Origin of the sequence: Nocardia sp. NPDC004068 (genome assembly GCF_042874315.1) — a bacterium.
GTDB lineage: Bacteria > Actinomycetota > Actinomycetes > Mycobacteriales > Mycobacteriaceae > Nocardia.
On the sequence record NZ_JBIAMW010000010.1, the window covers coordinates 142,193 to 158,815 of the forward strand.

Sequence of the window (16,623 nt, forward strand, 5' to 3'; positions counted from 1 at the left end):
CCTCACCCGCGCAGTTCCCGCCCGGTCAGTTCCAGGAAGACGTCCTCGAGCCGCCGCTGATCGATGCGAATATCGCTGGGCAGCACGTCGATTCGCGCACACCAGGCCGTCACGGTGGCCAGCACCTGCGGGGTGATGTCGCCGCGCAGCAGATACGCGCCCGGCGCGGTCTCGGTCGGCGAGAAGCCTTCCGGCAGAGCCGTTTCCAGCAGCCGCAGATCGAGTTTGGGCGGCGCGGTGAACCGCAGCTGTCCCTCCGCGCCGGTGGAGGTCACCTCGGCGGGCGTCCCGGCCGCCACGATCCGGCCGTGATCGATGATGATCAGCCGGTCGGCGAGCTGTTCGGCCTCGTCCATCATGTGCGTGGTCAGCAGCACGCCCACCCCGTCGCGGCGCAGCGCGTCGATCAGCTCCCACACCAGATGCCGCGCCTGCGCGTCCATGCCCGCCGTCGGCTCGTCGAGGAACACCAGTTCCGGCCGTCCGACCAGCGCGCACGCCAGGGCGAGCCGCTGCTGCTGGCCGCCGGACAACCGCCGATACGGCGTGCGGCGTGCCTCGTGCAGCCCCAACGTCGCCAGCAGCCAGTCCGGATCCAGCGGATCGGCGGCGTAGGAGGCGACCAGATCGAGCATCTCCCCGGCCCGCGACCCCGGATACGCGCCGCCGCCCTGCAACATCACCCCGATGCGCGGGCGCAGCGCGTCGGAGTCGGCGATCGGATCCAGGCCCAGCACCCGCACGCGTCCGGCGTCGGGGGATTTGAAGCCCTCGCACATCTCGACCGTCGTGGTCTTGCCCGCCCCGTTCGGGCCCAGCAGCGCGAGCACCTCGGCCCGGCGGACCTCGAAGCTGATGCCGTCGACCGCGGTGACGTCGCCGTATCGTTTCACGACGCCGTCCACGCTGACAGCGGGTTGCGAGGGTGCGCTCACGAGGAGATACCGTAGGCCGCCGCCCGCTGTGACGGAGCAGACACCCCCGCGGGTTTGCGCCACGGCAACAGGTTCCGCGTCAGCGCGATGAACGACAGCGACACCACGACCGTCGCCACCGCCGCCTCGATGATCTGGAAGACCCCGTAGTCCGCGCCGCGCGGCATCAGCATCACGCTCACCACCGCCGAGAACGCCACGGCCGGAACGCGGAACGCGGGCGTGGTTGCCCACGCGGCCAGCGGCACGATGGCCCACAGCAGATACCACGGCTGCACCACCGGATACAGCAGCACGATCGCGCCCAGCGACACCCCGAGCGCGCCCACCGCGGGCAGCCGTCCCGTCCACGTCGCGATGAGCATCCGCAGGGTCAAGAACGCCGCGACCACGAGCGCGATCGGCCGGGTGATGCTCAGCAACGCCGTGGTGTGATCGCCCAATCCCAGCAGCACCCCGCCGAATCCGGTGATGATCCCGACCAGCGTCGGCAACGACATCCAGCTGCGCACCACGTTCGCGGTATTGAGGGTGAACAGCCACCCGAAGCCCAGACCGCTCGCCAGACTCACGAAAAGCGTTGTGGCCAAGGCGATCACACCGAGCAGCCCGGCCGCGGCCAGCACCGGCCGCAACCCCTTGCCCCAGCGCCGCGCCAACGCCATGCCCACGAACCCGAGCGTGATCAACGAGGTGATCTTGATCGTCGACGACAGCGCGATGACCACCGCGCCGAAGATCAACAGCGTCCACTCCCGCCGATCGAATCCGTGGCGGCCCAGCCCGTCGTCGTCGCAGATCGCCCGCAGACAGAACTCCATGCCCGCGAGCATGAGCCCGAGCATCAGCGCGTCGTTGTGCACGCCCGCGACCAGGTGGAACAGCACCAGCGGATTGGCCGCGCCCAGCCACAGCGCGCTCACCCCCGCGACCCCGCAGCGCCGCGACAACCGCGGCAGCGCCCACACGATCAGCGCCACGCCGCCGAGCGCCAGCAGGCGGTGCGCCCACACCCCGATGATGATGTTGTCCCCGGTCAGATGGGAGATCGTGCGCCCGATCCACAGGATCAGCGGACCGTAGGGCGCGGGCGTCTCGCGCCAGATGTTGGGCACGTTCATCGTCAGCACATTGCCGACGCCCAGGCCCTGCGCCGGACCGACCTGATAGGGGTCCATCCCGCGCTTGGCGATCTCGCTCTGCGCCAGATACGAGTACACGTCGGTCGAGTACAGCGGGGGAGCGACCGACAGCGGCAGAATCCACAGCAGCAGCGTGCGGTCGAGCTGGGATCGGGTCAGCCGGTGCACGGGCCCGCTGCCGAAACCGCCGACGGCGAAGCGCCCCAACAACAACCAGGCCATCACGACCAGCACCGTGCCGATCATCGATAGCGCCAGCGAGGAGGTCTGCCAGCGCGCGAACACGCCGACCACCCGGACGCCGGAGACCGGATTCTGCAATACCGGCTGGGCCGCCACGCCGAGCGCGCTGATGCCGATCAGCACCGTCCCGGTCGCGCCGAGCAGCCGGATCCGGCCGAGCTGGCTCGTCTCGCGCGCGTCGAGGCCGGGCACCTCGGATTCGACGCTGTGCAGCACCGCGATCGTGTGATCGGCGGGCGGCACGTCCAGTCCCAACGCGCGGCGTCCCCACTCCACGATGCTGCGCCGCGCGCCCTCGGTACCCACCACGCCTGCAGAGCCTAGTTCGCCGCGACCCCATTCCGGGAACCGTGCCGCGACGGGCGGATACGGTCCCGGTAGCCTTCCCGTCCAACTGCGGAAACGGTCACATTCCCGGGTCGAACGCGCAGGCGGGAGCGGTGTGATCGCCGCCGGTCAGGGCACCCTTACTAGAACCCGGGAAGGAATTCCGTCACACTGATGTTGTGAAAACCGTGGGTTTGCGGAACGCGGAGGCGGAAACCGGGCGCCGAGAGGGCGCCCGGTCCACTGCCGTGCCCGGGACCGAGGGGCACACCCGGGCGGCCGTCGTCCAGCTGCTGCTGGAGGAGGGCCCGATCACCGCGACCGCCATCGGCGAGCGGCTGGGCCTGAGCCCGGCCGGGGTCCGGCGGCACCTGGACGCGCTGATCGAATCCGGGGAGGCGCGCGCGGCGCGGTCCGCGCCGTGGCAGCAGAAGGGCCGCGGCCGTCCCGCCAAGCAGTACCAGCTCACCGCCGCGGGTCGCGGTCGGCTGGGCCACGCCTACGACGATCTGGCGGGCGCGGCGATGCGTCAGCTGCGCGCGCTCGGCGGCGACCAGGCCATCGTCGACTTCGCCCGGCAGCGGGTCGCCACGATCGTGGCCGGGGTCGATCGGCTCGCCCGGCAGGCCCCCACCCCCGAGGCAACCGCCGACAAGGCCGACGAGATCGCCGAGGCGTTCACCGAGGCCGGATTCGCCGCGTCCACCCGCAAGGTGGGCACCGGCGTGCAGATCTGTCAGCACCACTGCCCGGTTTCCCATGTGGCGGAGGAGTTTCCGGAGTTGTGCGCCGCCGAGCTGGAGGCGTTCCGCGAACTGCTCGGCACCCATGTGCAACGCCTGGCCACCATCGCCAACGGCGACTGCGCCTGTACCACCCACGTCCCGCTGCTCGTATTGAACTCCGACGAGTCCGCTGCCCAGCCCGCGGCGGAAACCACGATCGACTCCGGAAGGAGTGCCGAATGACGACGACCACCGACCCGGTGCAGCCGCTGTCCCAGGAGGAGGCCATCGCCTCGCTGGGCAAGTACGGCTACGGCTGGGCTGACAGCGATGTCGCCGGTGCCAGTGCCAAACGCGGCTTGTCCGAGGAGGTCGTGCGCGACATCTCGGCCAAGAAGAACGAGCCCGAGTGGATGCTCGACATCCGCCTCAAGGCGCTGCGCATCTTCGATCGCAAGCCCATGCCCAACTGGGGTTCCAACCTCGAGGGCATCGACTTCGACAACATCAAGTACTTCGTGCGCTCCACCGAGAAGCAGGCCGCCAGCTGGGACGAGCTGCCCGAGGACATCAAGAACACCTACGACAAGCTGGGCATCCCCGAGGCGGAGAAGCAGCGGCTGATCGCCGGTGTCGCCGCCCAGTACGAATCCGAGGTGGTCTACCACCAGATCCGCGAGGACCTCGAGTCCCAGGGTGTGATCTTCCTCGACACCGACACCGGTCTCAAGGAGCATCCGGAGCTGTTCAAGCAGTACTTCGGCTCGGTCATCCCCGCCGGGGACAACAAGTTCTCCGCGCTGAACACGGCCGTGTGGTCGGGCGGTTCGTTCATCTACGTGCCGCCGGGTGTGCACGTCGACATCCCGTTGCAGGCCTACTTCCGGATCAACACCGAGAACATGGGCCAGTTCGAGCGGACCCTGATCATCGTCGACGAGGGCGCCTACGTGCACTACGTCGAGGGCTGCACCGCGCCGATCTACAAGTCCGACTCGCTGCACTCCGCGGTCGTGGAGATCATCGTCAAGGACGGCGGCCGCTGTCGCTACACCACCATCCAGAACTGGTCGAACAACGTCTACAACCTGGTCACCAAGCGGGCCAAGGCGGGCGCGGGCGCGACCATGGAGTGGATCGACGGCAATATCGGCTCCAAGGTCACCATGAAGTACCCGGCGGTCTGGATGACCGGCGAGCACGCCAAGGGCGAGGTGCTGTCGGTGGCGTTCGCGGGCGAGGGCCAGCACCAGGACACCGGCGCGAAGATGCTGCACCTGGCGCCGCACACCTCCTCGACCATCGTGTCCAAGTCGGTGGCGCGCGGCGGCGGCCGGGCCTCCTACCGCGGCTTGGTCCAGGTCAACAAGGGCGCCCACGGCTCCAAGTCGACCGTGAAATGCGATGCGCTGCTGGTGGATACGATCAGCCGCTCCGACACCTACCCCTACGTCGACATCCGCGAGGACGACGTCACGATGGGGCACGAGGCCACGGTCTCCAAGGTCTCCGAGGACCAGCTGTTCTATCTGATGAGCCGCGGCCTCACCGAGGACGAGGCGATGGCGATGGTCGTGCGCGGCTTCGTCGAGCCGATCGCCAAGGAACTGCCCATGGAGTACGCGCTCGAGCTGAATCGCCTGATCGAACTGCAGATGGAAGGAGCCGTCGGCTGATGCCGGTCGAGAACGTCGCCGAGGCCGCCGAGGCTCGCGCGATCGCCGTCAACAAGGGTGAGCTGTTCGCGTCGTTCGACGTGGACGCCTTCGAGGTGCCCTCCGGTCACGACGAGGCGTGGCGGTTCACGCCCCTGCGGCGGCTGCGCGGCCTGCACGACGGCACGGCCGTGCGCGACGGCGAGGTCACGGTCGAGGTGACCCCGGCCTACGGCGTCACCACCGAGACCGTCGACCGCGCCGACGCCCGCCTCGGCGCGGCCGGGGTGCCCACCGATCGCGTTGCGGCGCAAGCCTATACGGGCTTCGAGCGGGCGACGATCGTGTCGATCGGGTCCGAGGTCGAGGTGGCCCAGCCGGTCACGATCACCGTCACCGGTCCGGGCGAGGGCCGAACGGCCTACGGCCACCTGCAGATCCGGCTCGGCAACTTCGCCGTCGCGACCGTCGTGCTCGACCAGCGCGGCAGCGGAACCTACGCGGAGAACGTGGAATTCGTGCTCGGCGACAGCGCCAAGCTCACCGTGGTCGCCGTGCAGGACTGGGCCGACGACGCGGTGCACGCCGCCGCCCATCACGCCAAGTTGGGCCGCGACGCGACGCTGCGCCACATCGACGTCACCCTCGGCGGCGATCTGGTGCGGCTCACCGCCACCGTGCGCTACGACGGCCCGGGCGGCGACGCCGAACTGCTCGGCCTGTACTTCGCCGACGACGGTCAGCACTTCGAGCAGCGCCTGCTCGTCGACCACGCGGTGCCGCACTGCAAGTCCAACGTCCTGTACAAGGGTGCGCTGCAAGGGAATCCGGCCTCGGACAAGCCCGACGCGCACACCGTCTGGGTCGGCGATGTGCTGATCCGCGCGGCCGCCGAGGGCACCGACACCTTCGAGGTGAATCGCAACCTGGTGCTCACCGACGGCGCGCGCGCCGACTCGGTGCCGAACCTGGAGATCGAGACCGGCGAGATCGTCGGCGCCGGACACGCCTCGGCCACCGGGCGTTTCGACGACGAGCAACTGTTCTACCTGCGTGCCCGCGGTATCCCGGAGGAGGCGGCGCGACGGCTGGTCGTGCGCGGCTTCTTCCACGAGATCATCCAGAAGATCGCGGTTCCCGAGGTCCGCGAGCGGCTCGAGACGGCCATCGAGGCCGAACTCGCCGCCATCGGCGCCTGAACCCCCCGACTACGAAGGACACCCACTCCCGATGACCACCCTGGAAATCAAGGACCTGCACGTCGAGGTCGCCAACCCCGACGAGTCCGGCGAGCCCATCAAGATCCTCAAGGGCGTCGACCTCACCGTGAAATCCGGTGAGACGCACGCCATCATGGGCCCCAACGGCTCGGGCAAGTCCACCCTGTCCTACGCGATCGCGGGCCACCCCAAGTACACCGTGACCCAGGGCTCGATCACCCTCGACGGCGAGGACGTGCTGGCCATGTCCGTCGACGAGCGCGCCCGCGCGGGCCTGTTCCTGGCCATGCAGTACCCGGTCGAGGTGCCCGGCGTGTCGATGTCGAACTTCCTGCGCACCGCGGCCACGGCCGTGCGCGGCGAGGCCCCGAAGCTGCGGCACTGGGTCAAGGAGGTCAAGGAGTCGATGGGCGAACTCGAGATCGATCCGGCCTTCGCCGAGCGCAGCGTCAACGAGGGCTTCTCCGGCGGTGAGAAGAAGCGCCACGAGATCCTGCAACTGGGCCTGCTGAAGCCGAAGATCGCGATCCTCGACGAGACCGACTCCGGCCTGGACGTCGACGCGCTGCGCATCGTGTCCGAGGGCGTGAACCGCTACGCCGAGCGCGAGAACGGCGGCATCCTGCTCATCACCCACTACACCCGCATCCTGCGCTACATCCAGCCGCGGTTCGTGCACGTGTTCGTGGGCGGGCGCATCGTGGCCGAGGGCGGCCCCGAACTCGCCGACGAGCTCGACGCCAACGGGTACGTGCGCTTCACCCAGACAGCCACCGCGGGAGCCTGATATGACCACCACCGTGGGCACCCTCGACGTCGCGCGGATCCGGGCCGACTTCCCCATCCTGAGCCGGACCGTGCGCGACGGAAAACCGTTGGCGTACCTGGATTCCGGTGCGACCGCGCAGCGTCCGCTGCGGGTGCTCGACGCCGAGCGGGCGTTCCTGCTCGAACACAACGCCGCCGTGCACCGCAGCGCGCATCAGCTGGCCGAGGAGGCCAACGAGGCGTACGAGGCGGCGCGCGCGCTGATCGCGGGCTTCGTCGGGGTCGGCGCGGACGAGATCGTCTACACCAAGAACGCCACCGAGTCGCTGAATCTGGTGGCGTACGCGTTCTCCGACGACCGCTTCCCGCACCGGGTCGGTCCCGGCGACGAGATCGTCATCACCGAGCTGGAGCATCACGCCAATCTGGTGCCGTGGCAGGAGCTGGCCCGGCGCACGGGCGCGACGCTGAAGTGGTACGGGGTCACCGACGACGGCCGCATCGATCTCGACTCGCTCGAGCTGTCGCCCGCGACGAAGGTGGTCGCGTTCACCCATCAGTCCAATGTCACGGGCGCGGTCGCGCCGGTGGCCGAATTGGTCCGCCGCGCACGGGAAGTCGGCGCGCTGGTCGTGCTCGACGCCTGCCAGTCGGTGCCGCACTCGCCGGTGAACCTGCGCGAGCTGGGGGTGGACTACGCGGCGTTCTCCGGGCACAAGATGCTCGGCCCGTCCGGCATCGGCATCCTCTACGGGCGGCGCGCCCTGCTCGAGGACACCCCGCCGTTCATCACCGGCGGCTCGATGATCGAGACCGTCTACATGGACCACAGCACCTTCGCCCCGCCGCCGCAGCGGTTCGAGGCGGGCTCGCAGATGATCTCGCAGGTCGTCGGGCTCGGCGCCGCGGTGAACTACCTGACCGACATCGGCATGGAAAACGTTGCCGCGCACGAGCATTCGCTCACCGCCGCGGCGCTCGAGGGGATCGGCGCGCTCGACGGCGTGCGCGTCATCGGACCGACCGAGGCGGTCGAGCGCGGCGGCGCGGTGTCGTTCGTGGTCGACGGGATCCACGCCCACGACGTGGGCCAGGTGCTCGACGACGAGGGCGTGGCCGTGCGGGTGGGACACCACTGCGCGTGGCCGCTGCACCGGCGCTTCGGCGTCGCCGCCACCGCGCGCGCCTCGTTCGCGGTGTACAACACCCTCGACGAGGTCGATCGGCTGGTCGCCGCGGTGCGGAAGGCACAGAGCTTCTTCGGAGTTGCATAGACCATGCGCATGGAGCAGATGTACCAGGAGGTCATCCTGGACCACTACAAGCACCCGCATCACCGCGGGCTGCGGGAGCCGTACGGTGCCGAGGTGCATCACGTGAACCCGACCTGCGGTGACGAGGTGACCCTGCGCGTCGCGATCGGCGAGGACGGCGACGTCACCGACGTCTCCTACGACGGCCAGGGCTGCTCGATCAGCCAGGCCGCCACCTCGATCCTCACCGATCAGGTGATCGGCCTGCCGGTGCAGCAGGCGCTGAAGGTCGTCGACGCCTACAGCGAGATGATCTCCAGCCGCGGCACCGTCGAGGGTGACGAGGACGTGCTCGGCGACGGCATCGCGCTGGCCGGGGTGTCGAAGTATCCGGCGCGCGTGAAATGCGCGCTGCTGGGCTGGATGGCGTTCAAGGACGCCGTGGTCCGGATAACCTCCGCGGAGGAGACCAAGCCCGCGATGGGAAATGGGGAACGTCATGAGTGAGACACCGGCGCCCGAGCAGCAGCTCACCGACGAGGAACTGCGCCAGCTCGAGGACATCGAGGAGGCGATGCGCGACGTCGTCGATCCCGAACTCGGCATCAACGTCGTCGATCTCGGCCTGGTGTACGGCATGCGGGTCGAGGAGGACACCGCCGTGCTGGACATGACCCTCACCTCGGCGGCCTGCCCGCTCACCGACGTCATCGAGGACCAGTCCCGCAACGCGCTCGTCCGCAGCGGCCTGGTCGAGGATCTGAAGATCAACTGGGTCTGGATGCCGCCGTGGGGTCCGGACAAGATCACCGAGGACGGCCGGGAACAGTTGCGCGCCTTGGGCTTCACCGTTTAGCCCGTTTCTTTGGACAGACCGCGCGCGGTCGAGGAAGATTCAACCCGTTCGCCATCACGTACGGGGAGGAATCTCTATGCCATCGCTGCACAAGGCCGCCTGGGCGCTAGGCGCCCCCGCGGTCGCGGCACTCGCCACCATCGGCGCGGCGCCCGCGCACGCCGCGCCCGGTGACCTGTACGGCGCCATGTCGCTCTCCCCGAGCAGCGGCACGGTGTCCTACGCGGTCAACTACCCCAGTCAGCCGCTCGCCGACGCCGGGGCCAATGTCAAATGCGCCGTCTACGACTGCCAGGTCGTCGTCCGTTTCGTCAACGCCTGCGCCGCCGTCGCCCAGGGCGCCGACCACCGCTTCGGCTGGTCCTGGGCCCCCACCAAGACCGAGGCCGAGCAGGCCGCCGTCGACTCCCTCGGCCTGAGCGCCCCACCCTTCCCCGACCTCGGCAGCGCGGAACCCCGTGCGGCGCAGGTGGTTTTGTCGGCCTGCACCGACAACGCGCACTGACGCGCCGGAAATTCGGATGCGGCGCCGAGCCTCGACGGCTAGCGTCGCGGACATGAAGATCGTGTGCGGTAAGCGAATTCGCGACGTGGACATCGGTTAAGCCGAGGAGTTGATCGGCCGGTACGCCAGGGTGCTGGTCGATCTCGGCACCGGGGACGGCCGGGCGGTGCGCGCCGCCGCGGCCGCCGACCCGGAGCGGTTGGCGATCGGCATCGACGCCCACGCGGCCGGAATGGTCGAGACCTCTCGACGGATCCTGCGCGGCGGAGTGCCCAACGCGCTGTTCGTCGTCGCGGCGGCGGAGCGACTCCCGCGCGAACTCGACGCGGTGGCCGACGCCGTGACGATCGATTTCCCGTGGGGCTCCCTGCTACGCGGCCTGCTCACCGCCGACTCGGTGGTGCTGGGCGAACTCGCGCGCATTATGAAACCCGATGCGACACTGACCATTCGGGTCTCGGTCTCCGATCGCGACCACGGCTCCGGCCTGTCCGCCCTCGACAACCCCGCCCAGCTGACGGCCCTCGTCACCCCCTACGCGTCCCATGGCCTGACGATCACCGACATCCACCCCCTGTCCGGCCCCGAAGTCGTTGCCAGCGGCTCGACTTGGGGCAAGCGCCTGGGCGCGGGCGTCCGCCGACCCGCGTGGCGCATCGAGGCCCGCCGAACCGCGAGTACCGCGGCCCGCACGGGCTGACCACCGCCGCCACCGCCGGATTCGGCCATCCTGACCATCGGCTCGCAACTGTCGGGCGGGTGCGCGGCCGCCATGGGCACCGGGCCGCAACTCTCGGGCGCTGTTCGGTCGGCCGGTCGGGAGGGGCCGCCGTGAGTACCGGGTCGCAAGAGTGCGTTCGCGGTTCGGCTCAATCAGGGTGGCCGGTCCGGTTGTTGGTGGCATCCTGAAATCAGGTGTGAGGGAGGGCAATGATGCAGTACCGACCGGCCGCGACAATGATTCGAGATCGTTTGTGTCCCATGGGCGTTTGCGGGAGTTCGCCCGTCGTGCAGGTGGGGGACCGCCGTCGGGAGGGGCGATGACGGGGAATATCGCGGGCGGGCTGGGCCGATTCCTGACCGCCGAGTTCGGGGAGACCGTGGCCGTCTCCAACATTCGGCAACTGTCGGTGGGGGCGCGTCGTCGGACCATCGCCTTCGACGCGCAGCGGCGCGGACACTGCCGGCGCCTCGTCGCGACATTCGTACCCGGCCCGGTCCGACGTCTACCGGTCGATGTGGAGGCCGAAACTCGGGAACTGGCCCGCAAACACGGTGTTCCCGTTCCTCCGATCGTCGCCACCTGCACGGACCCCGAGTACGTCGGGGTGCCGTTCCTCGTCGCCGAGCTCGTGGACGGGGAAACACTGCCGCGCAAGGTCTTCCGGCTCGTCCGCGCCGCGGGAATCGGCGAACGCCTGACCGCTCAACTCGGCAAGGCCATGGGCCGCCTGCACGCCATCGACCCGCACACCGCCCCGGCGGCGCTGCCCACCGCTGTCGAATTCCCCGAGGCCACAACACATTCCACGCCGACCGCATCGCCTGCCGCGGACCCCGTCCGTGCGCATCTGGCGGCGGTCGAACGCGGCGTGGCCGACCTGCCCCTGGATCGCCCGGTCCTCGACCTGGCGCTGCGCTGGCTGCGCGATCGCGCGCCGGGCCCACCGGCGCGAAAGGTGCTGCTGCACAACGATATGCGGACCGGCAATCTCATCGTCGACGGCGACGGGCTGCGCGCGGTGCTCGACTGGGAGGAGGCGCGGCGCTTCGGTGATCCCATGCGGGACGTCGCGCGGGCCGCGCTGCGGGTGTGGCGCTTCGGCAACGACCGGGCCGAATTCGGCGGGTTCGCCGGTCGCGAACCGTTCCGGCACGGGTACGAACAGGTCGGGGGAGTCCTCGATATCGAGCGGTTCCGGTGGTGGACGGTCCTGCTCACGCTCGAACTCGGCCTGGATCTCGCCGCCGAAGCCGTCGCCGGGACGGGCGCCGACGCTCGTCGCCTCGCGGAACTCGAATGGGATCTGCTGGGCCGGATCCGCCCCGAAAGCCGAGGGCCGCAACGAGTTTGCTCGTGATACGACAACGCCGCCGATCCCCGCGTCGGCGGCGCACCCGAATCTCGGAACCTAGACCTTGACCACGATCGTGCTGAGAATCTTGTCCGCGAACGTCTGGCGCTTCTCGTCCCACAGCGGCCACAGGTAGCCGATGTAGCACGGGATGGCGTCCACGATGTGGGCGATGCGGCGGACGATGGCCATACCGAAGCCGATGGGCTGGCCGTCGGCCTCGCGCACCAGGCGGATATTGGCGACCTGCTTACCCGGAGTCTGGCCGTTGGTGCCCTCGCGGTAGAGCAGCCACAGGGTCGCGATCAGCGCGTACAGGCCGCCCAGCAGGAGGAGGATGACGCCGGCCGCCGACAGGCCGCCGCCGGTGCAGGTGGTGTTGTACGAGTCGAGGCTGTCGTCGCTCGTGCACGTCATCCCCGAGGAACCGACCGCGATGCCGATGCCGTAGAGGATGCCGGCGGGCACGCCGACGATCAGGTAATCGATCAGAAACGCGCCGACACGGGCACCCCAGCTGGCATAGGGGGCGGCGGGACCGTAGGGCTGGTAGCCGGGCGGATAGCCGGGCTGGCCCCCGTACCCGGGCTGACCGCCGTAGGGCTGGCCGCCGTAGCCGGGCTGCGGCTGGCCGTAACCCTGCGGCGGGGTGCCGTACCCAGGTTGCTGCGGATAGCCGCCGGACTGGCCGGGTTGCTGTGGATAGGGTTGCTGGGCATACGGATCGGTCATTCGAGGGCCTCCGACGATGATGGATGTGAACAAGGTGAGCGCAACGACCGGGTGGAACAGTGTCGGAACCGCGGCGAACCGGTGAGCCCGCCGATCAGTATGAGCGAAATGCGCCGAAAACACGCGGCAACCCGACGTAATCCCGCGAACGCGACGCCCGATGCGGTGATGATGGTCGGGTGGACGAGCTCACCTATGAAGACACTCGCTTCGCCCTGCACGCGGTGTCGGAGCTGCTGATCGCCGGTCCGCAGTACCGGCGGTTCGGTACGGTCCGAATGCGGGTCGTGCTCGGCGGCTTCGCCGGGGTCAAATGGCCGGTCTCGGTGGTCGGCACCGACCTGGTGTGGCCCGAGGGCCGCATCCCGTTGCACGGCAGCTACGAGGATCTGGCCGAACGGGCCGGATTCGAGGCGGCCGGACCGCCGCCGGGCCTGTACAGCGACGGAACCCATATGGATCCCGGGGAGGTGTTCGGCCTCGACGCCGAGGCGGCCGACCGGATCCACGACTGGTTCGCCCTCGGCGACACCGCGCTGCGCCGTTTCGCCGAACAGGCCCCGACGCTGTGGCCGGAGCACTTCGATCTGTCGGTCGCGGTCGATCAGACCAATTACGGTGTGTCGCCGGGGGATTGGGACGACCCCCGCCCGTACGCCTACGTCGGTCCGTGGAGCCGCCGCGAGGGCGCGTTCTGGAACGCGCCCTTCGGCGCCAAACGGCTGCGCGAGGAGGTGCCGACCGTCGCCGCGCTCATCGACTTCTTCACCGAGGGCAAGAAGCGCGCCGCGGGCTGACGGTCAGTGGCTCGGCAACCGGTCGGTCGACCGATCGGCAAGGGCCGCTTCGACATTCGCGATCCCGGCCCGCACGACCGAACCGTACCCGTCGTCGGCGAGCGCGTGCGTCCCGGCGCGGGCCTGGTCGAGATGGCGGTGCGCCGCGTCGAACGAACCGAGACGGCGGAAGTTGTCGGCCAGGTTCAGATGCAGCGACGGATAGAACCCGGCCACGCTGAGCCCCTCGTGGTGGGCGCGCACCCGCTCGTCGGTGAGCGCCTCGGCGGCGTCGAGGGCGCGCACATCCCAGGTGAGCGCCTCGGCCGGATCGTCGAACAGGTCGGCCAGATAGTGCGCGATGGTGCAGCGGTGCAACGGATCTCCCGCCGCGCCCACCGTGCGCCACAGCGCCGTCATCCGCTCCCGCGCGCCCGCCGGATCCCCTTGTGCGCCAAGGGACATCGCCTCGGCGATCGCCGCCATCGTCGAATCGGTCATGGCGACACCGTAATCGAGGGGTCCGACAGGTCTCGGCGGGAACAGCGCCCGGCCCTCAGCCGCGCAGTCGCCCGGTGCGGGCGAGGGTGCGCTTGGCGGTGGGGGACAGGCCGGGGGCGTCGGCGGCGGCCTCGGGCTGCTCCGGATTCGGCCGCACGAACAGGATGACCGTGGCGCCCTCGCTGAACCCGTGCCGCGCCATCATCCCCGCCGACGCCGAGTTTCCGGCCTCGACGTCGGTGACGATGCGGCGCGCGCCCCGCGCGAACAGGGTCGCGCAGCACACGTCGACCAGCCGCCCGGCGATTCCGCGCCCCTGCGCGTCCGGGGCGACCGCGATCCACTCCAGGTAACCCCAGTCCTCACGCAGCTCGAACTCCATGGAGCCCAGCACGAAGCCGACCACACGGTCGGAGTCGAGGGCGACCCAGCACGAGCTGTCCGGGGTGTCGAGATGTTCGGCGATGGAGGTCAGCGACCACGACGTGTAGGGCTTGGCGTCGGTGTCGAACATCTCCTCGCCGAGGTCGAGGACCTCGCGCAGGTGGCCCAGTCCCATGGGGACGATGGCGATGTCGGCGGCCACCCGCCTCACGCGCCCTTGCGGGTCGAGGTCTTGGACGATTTGCTCGCCGTCTTCTTGGCGGCGGCCTTCTTCGCGGGCTGCTTCTTGGCGGGTTGTTTCTTCGCGGTCGTCTTGGCGGCCGGTTCGGCCTTGCCGCCGCCGCGCCGCCCGGTCGCCTCGAGGCTGCGTTGCAGGGCCGCGACCAGGTCGACGACCTCGGCGTCCATCTCGGTGGGCGCGGCCTCCGGGGGTCGGGTGACCTTGCTGGAACCGGAGGCGATGGCCTCGTCGAGCATCTTCTTCAGCTCGATCTGGTACTCGTCGGTGTACATGTCCGGATCGAAGTCGTCGGACATGCTGTCGACGAGCGTTTCGGCCATGGTGAGTTCCTGTTTGCGCGGTTCGGCCACGCCGTCGAGCGATTCGAAGTCGGCCGTGCGCACCTCGTCGGGCCACAGCAGCGTCTGTAGCACCAGCACGCCCTCGCGCACCCGCAGCGCGCCGAGCCGGGTCTTCTGCCGCAGCGTGAAGTTCACCAGCGCCACCCGGTCGGTCTGCTCGAGCGTCTTGGCAAGCAGCACATAGGCTTTCGGGGTGTTGGAGTCGGGCTCGAGATAGTAGCTGCGGTCGAACAACATCGGGTCGATCTGCTCGGACGGCACGAATTGCAGCACCGGGATCTCGTGTTTCTCGGCCACCGGCAGTTTCGCGAAGTCCTCGTCGGTGAGGATCACCCGATCCCCCTCGGGCGACTCGTACGCCTTATCGATGTCGGCGTACTGCACCGACTGCCCGCAGATCGTGCACACCCGGTCGTACTTGATGCGCCCCCCGTCCTTGGCGTGCACCTGATGGAACCGGATGTCATGATCCTCGGTGGCGGTATAGACCTTCACCGGGACATTCACCAGCCCGAACGCGATGGAGCCCTTCCAGATCGACCGCATTCCTCGATGCTACTGAGGACCTGCCCGATTTGTGCGTTGAAACCGCGCGACCCGAGGGTCCGGTGTGGTCGCGGCGAAGGTCGAGCACCGCCCGGTCGGCTCGAACCGACCGAGCGTTCACCGTGTGTCGCCGCGGGGTCAGGTGTTCGGGACCAGGGTCAGGGTCCGGCCGTCGGCGATGGTCGTCCCCGGGTACAGCGCGACGGAGTCGTCGCGGACGAGGACGCCGTCCGCACCGATGATGAAGCGCCGCAGGACTTCCTCGCCGCCGCGCATCGGATCGGTGCCCAGCGCCCACAGCACCTTGCCGCTGGGCGACATCACCGTCGATTCGGAGTACACGCCCACGGCCGGATCGAAATCCGTGCCGGGCAAGGGGCGCAGCGTGCCGTCGTCCTGGATGGCGTACGCGTTGATGGCCGCGGTCCCCATGTTCGGCACGTAGAGGTACCGGCCGTCGGGGGTGACGCTCGAGACGTGCGGCAGGATGCCGCTCGGATACGGCGAGCCCGCGACCTCGGTCAGCGTTCCGTCGTCGGCCCGGTTGAAGGCCTGCACGGTGGCGCTGAGTTCGTTGGTGATGAACAGGTGGCGGCCGTCGGGGGTGAGCGTCGGGAACAGGGGGTTGATACCGCCGCTCAACCGCTGTTTCACCGGCGACAGGGTGCCGTCGCCGTGGATGTCGAAGACGAGGAGTTGCCGATCCGGCACGCTCGCGACGTACAGATTCCGCCCGTCCGGTGACACCGAGGCGGTCCCGAGGCCGCCCATGAGGCCGAGGGAGACCGCGGGGCCGTTCGCGATCGGGGTTCCGTCGCCGCCGAAGCGCACCGGCACGATGGCGGCGTTGACGGCCCCGACCAGAACGTAACCGTCGCGCTCGTTCGGCGCGAACGCGATGTCCACCGGAACGTCGGGCAGCGGGAGCGGGGTGCCCGGGGTCAGGGTCCCGTCGGATCCGATGGCGTAGGGAATCAACCGCGGATTCATGGTCGGAGCGCTGTAGAAGAAGCGGCCGTTCGGCGACGCGCCCTGCGGCCAGTCCGGCTGACCGGTCGGGGCGCGCCCGGCGACCCGGACCGGCTGTCCCGTGTCGGTGGCGTTGAAACCGACCACACCGTCACTGAGGTAACCGTGGGCGTAGATGTGATAGCCGGGAGCATCCGCCGCCGCGGGCTGGGCCGCCGCCAGGAATCCCGGCAGCACGGCCGCGGCCGCGATCAGAGCCCAGCCCGCACGGGCGTGCCGATGCTTGCGGCGGTCGAAAGTCCTCATCCCACGAACTTCGAAACCATCCATCGCCGTTGAATCAGATGTCATGACGGGAGCCTAAGACGGGAACAAGAGGGGAAGTGTCCGGGAAATTGGACAGCTGCTGCTCGGCCCGAATTCCCCGGA

The 16,623-nt window shown here is 69.4% G+C and carries 18 protein-coding genes; 11 read left to right on the plus strand and 7 right to left on the minus strand.

The genetic code is table 11. From position 1 onward, the window contains the following. Positions 1-2: 2 nt before the first annotated feature. Entirely contained in the window at positions 3-935 is a 933-nt protein-coding gene (locus ACFYTQ_RS25465) for an ABC transporter ATP-binding protein (protein WP_387365835.1), read from the minus strand. Then, a complete protein-coding gene (mptB, locus tag ACFYTQ_RS25470; protein ID WP_387365838.1) occupies positions 932-2,629 on the minus strand; it encodes a polyprenol phosphomannose-dependent alpha 1,6 mannosyltransferase MptB in 1,698 nt (565 codons plus the stop codon). The genes ACFYTQ_RS25465 and mptB overlap by 4 nt, the downstream gene beginning before the upstream one ends. A 197-nt stretch (positions 2,630-2,826) precedes the next feature. Between mptB and ACFYTQ_RS25475 the strand changes: the two genes are divergently transcribed. From ACFYTQ_RS25475 to ACFYTQ_RS25520, 10 genes are all read left to right on the plus strand, one after another. Next, positions 2,827-3,615 (plus strand): helix-turn-helix transcriptional regulator, encoded by a 789-nt coding sequence (locus ACFYTQ_RS25475; RefSeq protein ID WP_387365841.1) that lies wholly within the window; start codon positions 2,827-2,829, stop codon positions 3,613-3,615. Next, the gene (gene sufB, locus ACFYTQ_RS25480; protein ID WP_387365844.1) at positions 3,612-5,048 is read left to right on the plus strand and encodes a Fe-S cluster assembly protein SufB; all 1,437 of its coding nucleotides are present in this window, start codon (positions 3,612-3,614) and stop codon (positions 5,046-5,048) included. Before ACFYTQ_RS25475 ends, sufB begins: the two co-directional genes overlap by 4 nt. After that, the gene (sufD, locus tag ACFYTQ_RS25485; protein ID WP_387365847.1) at positions 5,048-6,226 is read left to right on the plus strand and encodes a Fe-S cluster assembly protein SufD; all 1,179 of its coding nucleotides are present in this window, start codon (positions 5,048-5,050) and stop codon (positions 6,224-6,226) included. Before sufB ends, sufD begins: the two co-directional genes overlap by 1 nt. Before the next feature lie 31 nt (positions 6,227-6,257). Further along, a complete protein-coding gene (gene sufC, locus ACFYTQ_RS25490) occupies positions 6,258-7,034 on the plus strand; it encodes a Fe-S cluster assembly ATPase SufC (RefSeq protein WP_387365850.1) in 777 nt (258 codons plus the stop codon). A gap of 1 nt (position 7,035) precedes the next feature. Beyond that, positions 7,036-8,289, plus strand: a complete 1,254-nt coding sequence (locus tag ACFYTQ_RS25495) for a cysteine desulfurase (RefSeq protein ID WP_387365853.1) — start codon at positions 7,036-7,038, stop codon at positions 8,287-8,289. 3 nt (positions 8,290-8,292) lie between these two features. Continuing rightward, a complete protein-coding gene (gene sufU, locus ACFYTQ_RS25500) occupies positions 8,293-8,775 on the plus strand; it encodes a Fe-S cluster assembly sulfur transfer protein SufU (RefSeq protein WP_387365856.1) in 483 nt (160 codons plus the stop codon). Further along, positions 8,768-9,124: a metal-sulfur cluster assembly factor gene (locus ACFYTQ_RS25505; RefSeq protein WP_387365859.1), complete on the plus strand. Its 357-nt coding sequence runs from the start codon at positions 8,768-8,770 to the stop codon at positions 9,122-9,124. Before sufU ends, ACFYTQ_RS25505 begins: the two co-directional genes overlap by 8 nt. 76 nt (positions 9,125-9,200) lie before the next feature. Beyond that, positions 9,201-9,629, plus strand: coding sequence for a DUF4189 domain-containing protein (locus ACFYTQ_RS25510; RefSeq protein WP_387365862.1), 429 nt, complete (start codon positions 9,201-9,203; stop codon positions 9,627-9,629). A gap of 109 nt (positions 9,630-9,738) precedes the next feature. Continuing rightward, positions 9,739-10,329 (plus strand): class I SAM-dependent methyltransferase, encoded by a 591-nt coding sequence (locus ACFYTQ_RS25515; protein WP_387365865.1) that lies wholly within the window; start codon positions 9,739-9,741, stop codon positions 10,327-10,329. Between the two features lie 340 nt (positions 10,330-10,669). Continuing rightward, the gene (locus ACFYTQ_RS25520) at positions 10,670-11,710 is read left to right on the plus strand and encodes a phosphotransferase family protein (protein WP_387365868.1); all 1,041 of its coding nucleotides are present in this window, start codon (positions 10,670-10,672) and stop codon (positions 11,708-11,710) included. A 51-nt stretch (positions 11,711-11,761) separates the two neighbouring features. Here the strand turns inward: ACFYTQ_RS25520 and ACFYTQ_RS25525 are convergent, their stop codons facing one another. Then, a complete protein-coding gene (locus ACFYTQ_RS25525) occupies positions 11,762-12,436 on the minus strand; it encodes an RDD family protein (protein ID WP_387365871.1) in 675 nt (224 codons plus the stop codon). A gap of 179 nt (positions 12,437-12,615) precedes the next feature. Between ACFYTQ_RS25525 and ACFYTQ_RS25530 the strand changes: the two genes are divergently transcribed. Then, positions 12,616-13,233, plus strand: a complete 618-nt coding sequence (locus ACFYTQ_RS25530) for a hypothetical protein (RefSeq protein WP_387365874.1) — start codon at positions 12,616-12,618, stop codon at positions 13,231-13,233. A gap of 3 nt (positions 13,234-13,236) precedes the next feature. On the opposite strand, the gene ACFYTQ_RS25535 is transcribed toward ACFYTQ_RS25530, so the two are convergent. The 4 genes from ACFYTQ_RS25535 to ACFYTQ_RS25550 all read right to left on the minus strand — a co-directional run bounded on the left by ACFYTQ_RS25535 (position 13,237) and on the right by ACFYTQ_RS25550 (position 16,500). Further along, positions 13,237-13,713 carry a hypothetical protein gene (locus ACFYTQ_RS25535; protein WP_387365877.1) on the minus strand — a complete coding sequence of 159 codons (477 nt, stop codon included), beginning with the start codon at positions 13,711-13,713 and terminating at the stop codon, positions 13,237-13,239. A 55-nt stretch (positions 13,714-13,768) separates the two neighbouring features. Beyond that, complete coding sequence (locus ACFYTQ_RS25540; RefSeq protein ID WP_387365880.1) at positions 13,769-14,299, minus strand: GNAT family N-acetyltransferase; 531 nt, start codon at positions 14,297-14,299, stop codon at positions 13,769-13,771. Between the two features lie 5 nt (positions 14,300-14,304). Next, entirely contained in the window at positions 14,305-15,225 is a 921-nt protein-coding gene (locus ACFYTQ_RS25545) for a Ku protein (RefSeq protein ID WP_387365882.1), read from the minus strand. A gap of 138 nt (positions 15,226-15,363) precedes the next feature. Continuing rightward, positions 15,364-16,500: a lactonase family protein gene (locus tag ACFYTQ_RS25550; RefSeq protein ID WP_387365885.1), complete on the minus strand. Its 1,137-nt coding sequence runs from the start codon at positions 16,498-16,500 to the stop codon at positions 15,364-15,366. Between the last annotated feature and the right edge of the window lie 123 nt (positions 16,501-16,623).